This window comes from Halopseudomonas xiamenensis (assembly GCF_014219065.1).
GTDB classification, from domain to species: Bacteria; Pseudomonadota; Gammaproteobacteria; order Pseudomonadales; family Pseudomonadaceae; genus Halopseudomonas; species Halopseudomonas xiamenensis.
The window spans coordinates 21468-27467 of record NZ_JACLGO010000041.1; the positions used below are offsets into that span (position 1 = coordinate 21468).

Sequence of the window (6000 nt, forward strand, 5' to 3'; positions counted from 1 at the left end):
TCTGAAAAATACTGGCCGTTGTGAAATAAGACGAGTTGGGGAAGCCTTTTCCCCCAGTCTGTTTGCAAACCACCGCATCAGAGTCCGCGCCCCACTTCCCTCAGACGCGTCCGGCAATGCAGCATGGCCCTGGCGATGTGCTTTTCGACGGTTTTGCTGGAGATCGACAGTTGCACGGCAATCTCCCGCATGGTCAGGCCGTGCCCGCGGTAGAGCAGGAACACCTCCCGACACCTGTCCGGTAACTCGCGCACCGCAGCGTTGAGTGCAAGCAGCTCCTGCTGGGAAATAACGCTTTCCAGGGGATCGGGAGCCTGGCCGACCAGCTCCGCTTCCTGAGCTGCAGTGCCATCCCCCGGTTCACCTTCGGCGCAGCGCTGCACCCGCTCCCAGACCTGGTGACGGCGCACATGATCGACCGCCAGGTTGCCCGCCATGCGGTAGAGATAGGCGCGGGGGTTGTCCGGCAGTGCAGTGCTGGTGGCATTGGCACGAATCCAGGTTTCCTGCACCACGTCTTCAGCCAACGAGGACGAGCCGGTCCGCCGGCGAATAAACTGCCGGAGATCCTCGTAATAGGCCTCCACGGCTTGGGATAATGAGGTGAACCTGGGTCTTGTCATTGTTCCAGCTTCGAACGACGAGCCTGCCGCCATGCACCGCCCCTATGGAAAGCATGTGCAGGCGCACCCTCGCAAATGAGAATGCATATACTTTATATTGAGAGGCAACTTCCGGGCAAGCAGGCAAGGCCACGCTTGTCATGTCACCCATCAGAATCGACAATGCCCACGCCGCTGCTGCGGCTCTCTGCTTCTTGCCCTGAAAAAGGAATAGCCATGAAAAAGATTCTAGCGCTGACAATCGGCATGACGGCCGTGATCGGTCTGGCGGCCTGCAGTACACCTCAGACCACTTCTCATACTTCCGCACAGCAGGGCTCTATGAACGACACAAGCACACTGCAGGCCTATCACTGGACACTGTCCACGGTCACCAGCAAGGACCAGCCTGCTGCTGCAGCCCCGACCGCTGGGAACGGCAAGCCCCTGGGACTCGACTTCTCCAATCAACGGATATCGGTCAACGGTCTGTGCAACCTGCTCAGCGGCAGCTATGCACTTGAGGATGGCCGTATGACCATCAGCCACATGGTCAGTACGCTCAAGGCCTGCCCGGACAGCCAACTGATGCGCTACGAGCAGCACATTGGCCAACACCTGCCCACTGTGACCAACTGGACCCTCGATAACAGCGCAGCCTCCCCTACCCTGGTCCTGAGCTTCCAAGACGGTACGCAATGGAGCATGCTGGGCGAACCTACCGCCGCCACCCTTTATGGCGGTGACCCCGAACGTATTTTCCTGGAAGTCGCGCCGCAGCGTGTGGCCTGCTCTCATCCGCTGATCCCGGATTACCAGTGCCTGCATGTGCGTGAAATCACCTATGATGACCGTGGCATCAAGGTCGATACCGGTGACTGGCAGTATTACTACGGCAGTATCCAGGGCTATGAGCACCAGGCCGGCGTGCGCAACGTGCTGCGCATCGACCGTCACACCCGGAAAAACCCACCGGCAGATGCCTCCGCCACAGTGGATATCCTGGATATGGTGGTCGAAACCGAAACTGTCACACAGCAGTAACCGGTCAGTGCGCCGGAGTCCTGTGGACTCCGGCGCACTGACCGCTCTAGAGCCGGGCTTCCTGCAGGTCGAGCTTGCGCACCATGTCGCGGGCCAGTTCATCCGGGATGTGACGGTGACGGGCCAGCCGATACAGTTCATCGCGGGAGGCGCTCAACGCCGCCAGGCGTATCTCACGCTCGATGGACTCCTGCTTTCTCACCAGGCTGGCGTCCACCTCCGGTTGCAGACCACCAGCCGAACGCAACTGGTAGCTTTCCATGACCCGCGCCGCCACGTCGGTATACACCTGCGGATCATCATGCGTTTTATCCCGGGTGTACTCATGCAGGCTCTTCTCGATACCCCGCAGCGCCGCCTGGCGCGCCGCCTCATTGGCCAGATCCTCCTTGCGCTGGACCTCAGTTTCCGGCGCGATTTCCAACCCCTGCAATACCCGTGGTAAGACGATACTGGCCGCCAGCAGCGAAATGATGATCACCGATGCGGCCAGAAAGATCGCCAGGTCGCGCGCCGGAAACGGGCTGCCATCGGCCAGCATCAGCGGCAGGGTCAGAACGCCAGCCATGGTGATGGCGCCACGCACTCCCGCCAGAGACATCGCCGCAATCAGCCGGGCACTGGTCTCGGTCACCGGCCGCTTGCGCAGCCGCGCATAGAAGCGGTCGGCCTTCACCCAGACCCACACCCAGGCAAATCGTAGCGCGGCCAATGCCAGGCTGATCGCCAGAGCATAGACAATCAGCCAGGATGGATTATGGTGCCCGGTTTCCTGCACCACCCGCACAGCACCCTCGAGGATCGCCGGCAGTTGCTCACCCAGCAGCACGAACATGATGCCGTTGAGCGTGAACTGCACGGTGTTCCACACCGCGGTACGCTGCATCCGCGTGGTCGCCATCGCCTTGCCGGACATCTCCACATAACTCATGGTCACCCCGGCGGATACCGCTGCCAGAATGCCCGAGGCCTGCAGGTGCTCGGCAACGATGTAAGCGCCGAAAGGGATCAACAGGCTGAATAGAATCTGCGCACTGGGCTCCTCACCGAAACGGCGACTGAAGATACTCTTGGCCCAGGTTACCAGCAGGGTAAAGGCAATACCGATCAACAATCCGGCCGTTGCCACCCAGAGGAACGAGGTCATGGCCGCGGTCATGGAAAACACCCCGGTGACCGTGGCAGCCACCGCAAAGCGGAAGGCCACCAGGCCACTGGCATCATTGAGCAGCGACTCGCCCTCCAGGATGTGCATGATGCGCTTGGGCATCGGCACCCGCTGGGTAATCGCCGACACCGCCACAGGGTCGGTTGGCGAGACAATGGCGGCCAGCGCGAAAGCCACCGGCAATGGCATGGAGGGGATCATCCAGTGAATCAGGAAACCCAGGCCGATGACGGTAAAGAACACCAGGCCGAACGCGAGGTGGATGATGGAAAAACGGTCCCTGAGCAAACCATCCTTGGGTATCCGCCAGCCATCCAGAAACAGCAAGGGGGGCAAGAACAGCAGGAAGAAGACTTCCGGATTGAGTACCACCCCATGGTCAAAAACCCCGGCAATCAACGCGCCGAGGGCAATCTGCACCAGAGGTAAGGGAATCGCCAGGGGTAACGCACGAATGATCAGGCCGCTGGCCATGACCGCCATCAGCATGGCAAGGGATATACCTACCGCATTCACTACCGCTTCTCCGAGCCCTCAGGGAGGACGTGCAATCTACTGAAACATGGGCCGGGCGGGTTCGCTCCTCACCCTGCAGACCCCGGACCAGCTGCCTGCACGGATAGTTACGTGCCAACTCCCACTCCAGCCCTGAGTCTAGCCCCGACTCTGATTCTGGAGCAGTGTCAACCATGTCCTTGGGGTAAGCAAAATGGAAAATGACCCAATGACAGGAACTGAAAAGGGCGGCCAATGGCCGCCCTTTCAGGTCGCTAACAAACCCCGTCCATTCCGGATGGGGTTTGTCAGCAGTCCAAAGCCCGCAGTGTCGCGGGCTTGCGGTATGTCGTACTGGCCGTTATGCCCCACTACCCTGGTGGATCAGCTTGTCGTACAGCACCCCGTGTTCCAGCACCTTGTCCGCGTCGTCCATGACCCGCATCGCATCCGCGGAGACTTCGTCGATGACCACCACCTCGCCGTCGACGAAGCCGATTTCGATCTTCATGTCGATCAGGCTGAGCCCCTTGCCCGCCAGGTCCGACTCGACGATACGGCACACCCGGCGGGTGAGTTCCTTGGCCTGTTCCAGGTGCTGAAGGGTAAGGAGGCCAAGGGCAACGATGGTGTCGTCGTTGATCAGCGGATCACCGCGTTCGTCGTCCTTGATGGTGATCTCGACCAGGTAGTCGAGGGTACTCACGGTGTCGCCGATATAGTTCTGGTAACGGCGCTGGAAGCTGCCCCAGGGCCGGGTGCGGCAGATGAACTCGAGGCCACCCTTGCCGCTGATATCCTTGCCCAGGGGCTCGGCGCGACGGACTTCCATGCTGGCCTGCTCAAGGTCGAGACGCACCAGGTGAGTAGGGATGCCGGCGGCGTGGAGGCACTTGAAGAAATGGTCGGTCATGGCGAGAGACTTGCGGCCCTTGCCTTCGACCTGACCGATGACGGTGTTGGCACCCGGGTCGATGACGCCGTCCTCGCCGGTGACATCGTCCTTGAAAACGAGGAGGATATTGTCATTCGGCAGGGCGTACAGGTCCTTGGTCTTGCCGGAATAGATCTTTTCGCTAGCGGTCATCGGTTTACTCGCTGTTGGTTCCAATATCCCCTTCGGGGCCAAAGACGGGGCACCAGAGCGCCCCGTGACTGCAACTCACTCCCACTCTATTGTAAACAAGACATTTTTATCTTTTATATTCAATGGCTTATTTTCCTGCTAATTGGTAATACCATGAAAAATACCATGCTCAGAAAAGGCTTAACAATATTTTGAAAAATTGCCTACTGAGCGCTGCCGCACAGCTCCATAGGCCGCTTTCCTGGCTTTGCTTCCAGATGTATGCTCTTCTGCTCCTGCAGCTAATGGATCACCGCAAACAGGTTACTCGCCTGGGGATTCCCTTTCGACCCGAGCATCCGTATGAGACTCATGCTCGATTATTATTATTATAGAAGCCCCCATGAATAAATCGCTCATCATTTTCGGCATCGTCAACATAACCTCGGACAGTTTCTCCGATGGAGGCCGGTATCTGGCGCCAGACGCAGCCATTGCGCAGGCGCGTAAGCTGATGGCCGAGGGGGCAGATGTGATCGACCTCGGTCCGGCATCCAGCAATCCCGACGCCGCGCCTGTTTCGTCCGACACAGAAATCGCGCGTATCGCGCCGGTGCTGGACGCGCTCAAGGCAGATGGCATTCCCGTCTCGCTCGACAGTTATCAACCCGCGACGCAAGCCTATGCCTTGTCGCGTGGTGTGGCCTATCTCAATGATATTCGCGGTTTTCCAGACGCTGCGTTCTATCCGCAATTGGCGAAATCATCTGCCAAACTCGTCGTTATGCATTCGGTGCAAGACGGGCAGGCAGATCGGCGCGAGGCACCCGCTGGCGACATCATGGATCACATTGCGGCGTTCTTTGACGCGCGCATCGCGGCGCTGACGGGTGCCGGTATCAAACGCAACCGCCTTGTCCTTGATCCCGGCATGGGGTTTTTTCTGGGGGCTGCTCCCGAAACCTCGCTCTCGGTGCTGGCGCGGTTCGATGAATTGCGGCTGCGCTTCGATTTGCCGGTGCTTCTGTCTGTTTCGCGCAAATCCTTTCTGCGCGCGCTCACAGGCCGTGGTCCGGGGGATGTCGGGGCCGCGACACTCGCTGCAGAGCTTGCCGCCGCCGCAGGTGGAGCTGACTTCATCCGCACACACGAGCCGCGCCCCTTGCGCGACGGGCTGGCGGTATTGGCGGCGCTGAAAGAAACCGCAAGAATTCGTTAACTGCACATTCGGGATATTTCTCTATATTCGCGGTTCAGCAGGCATGTCCCCTTTGAGGGCGACCCGACGACAGGATAATCGACCTTATGGTGCGCAAATATTTCGGCACAGACGGTATTCGTGGCAAAGCCAACGAAGGCGCGATGACGGCGGAAACCGCCTTGCGCGTCGGCATGGCGGCTGGCCGTGTCTTTCGTCGCGGTGACCACCGCCATCGTGTCGTGATCGGCAAGGATACGCGCCTGTCGGGCTATATGCTTGAACCCGCGCTCACAGCCGGTTTCACCTCGATGGGCATGGACGTATTCCTTTTTGGCCCGCTGCCGACAACGTATAGGAAGAATAAACGCCCTTTTCACCCAAGTCCAACAGCTTTGGACCGCAGTTGACTCTTTCGACACCCCTG

The 6000-nt window shown here is 59.4% G+C and carries 6 protein-coding genes; 3 read left to right on the forward strand and 3 right to left on the reverse strand.

Annotation, left to right across the window (positions count from 1 at the left end; translation table 11 throughout):
* Positions 1-77 precede the first annotated feature (77 nt).
* Positions 78-623 carry an RNA polymerase sigma factor gene (locus H6X51_RS18900; protein ID WP_185268999.1) on the reverse strand — a complete coding sequence of 182 codons (546 nt, stop codon included), beginning with the start codon at positions 621-623 and terminating at the stop codon, positions 78-80.
* Positions 624-944: 321 nt separating this feature from the next.
* Between H6X51_RS18900 and H6X51_RS18905 the strand changes: the two genes are divergently transcribed.
* Complete coding sequence (locus H6X51_RS18905) at positions 945-1646, forward strand: META and DUF4377 domain-containing protein (protein ID WP_221627424.1); 702 nt, start codon at positions 945-947, stop codon at positions 1644-1646.
* Between the two features lie 46 nt (positions 1647-1692).
* Here H6X51_RS18905 and H6X51_RS18910 read toward each other — a convergent pair whose 3' ends face one another.
* Both H6X51_RS18910 and H6X51_RS18915 read right to left on the reverse strand, forming a co-directional pair.
* Positions 1693-3330 carry a Na+/H+ antiporter gene (locus tag H6X51_RS18910; protein WP_221627425.1) on the reverse strand — a complete coding sequence of 546 codons (1638 nt, stop codon included), beginning with the start codon at positions 3328-3330 and terminating at the stop codon, positions 1693-1695.
* A 340-nt stretch (positions 3331-3670) separates the two neighbouring features.
* Complete coding sequence (locus H6X51_RS18915; RefSeq protein ID WP_185269001.1) at positions 3671-4396, reverse strand: phosphoribosylaminoimidazolesuccinocarboxamide synthase; 726 nt, start codon at positions 4394-4396, stop codon at positions 3671-3673.
* 382 nt (positions 4397-4778) lie between these two features.
* On the opposite strand from H6X51_RS18915, the gene sul2 reads away from it, so the two are divergent.
* Both sul2 and H6X51_RS18925 read left to right on the forward strand, forming a co-directional pair.
* Positions 4779-5594 carry a sulfonamide-resistant dihydropteroate synthase Sul2 gene (sul2, locus tag H6X51_RS18920; RefSeq protein WP_001043260.1) on the forward strand — a complete coding sequence of 272 codons (816 nt, stop codon included), beginning with the start codon at positions 4779-4781 and terminating at the stop codon, positions 5592-5594.
* 86 nt (positions 5595-5680) lie between these two features.
* A complete protein-coding gene (locus H6X51_RS18925; protein WP_000251875.1) occupies positions 5681-5983 on the forward strand; it encodes a phosphoglucosamine mutase in 303 nt (100 codons plus the stop codon).
* Positions 5984-6000 lie beyond the last annotated feature (17 nt).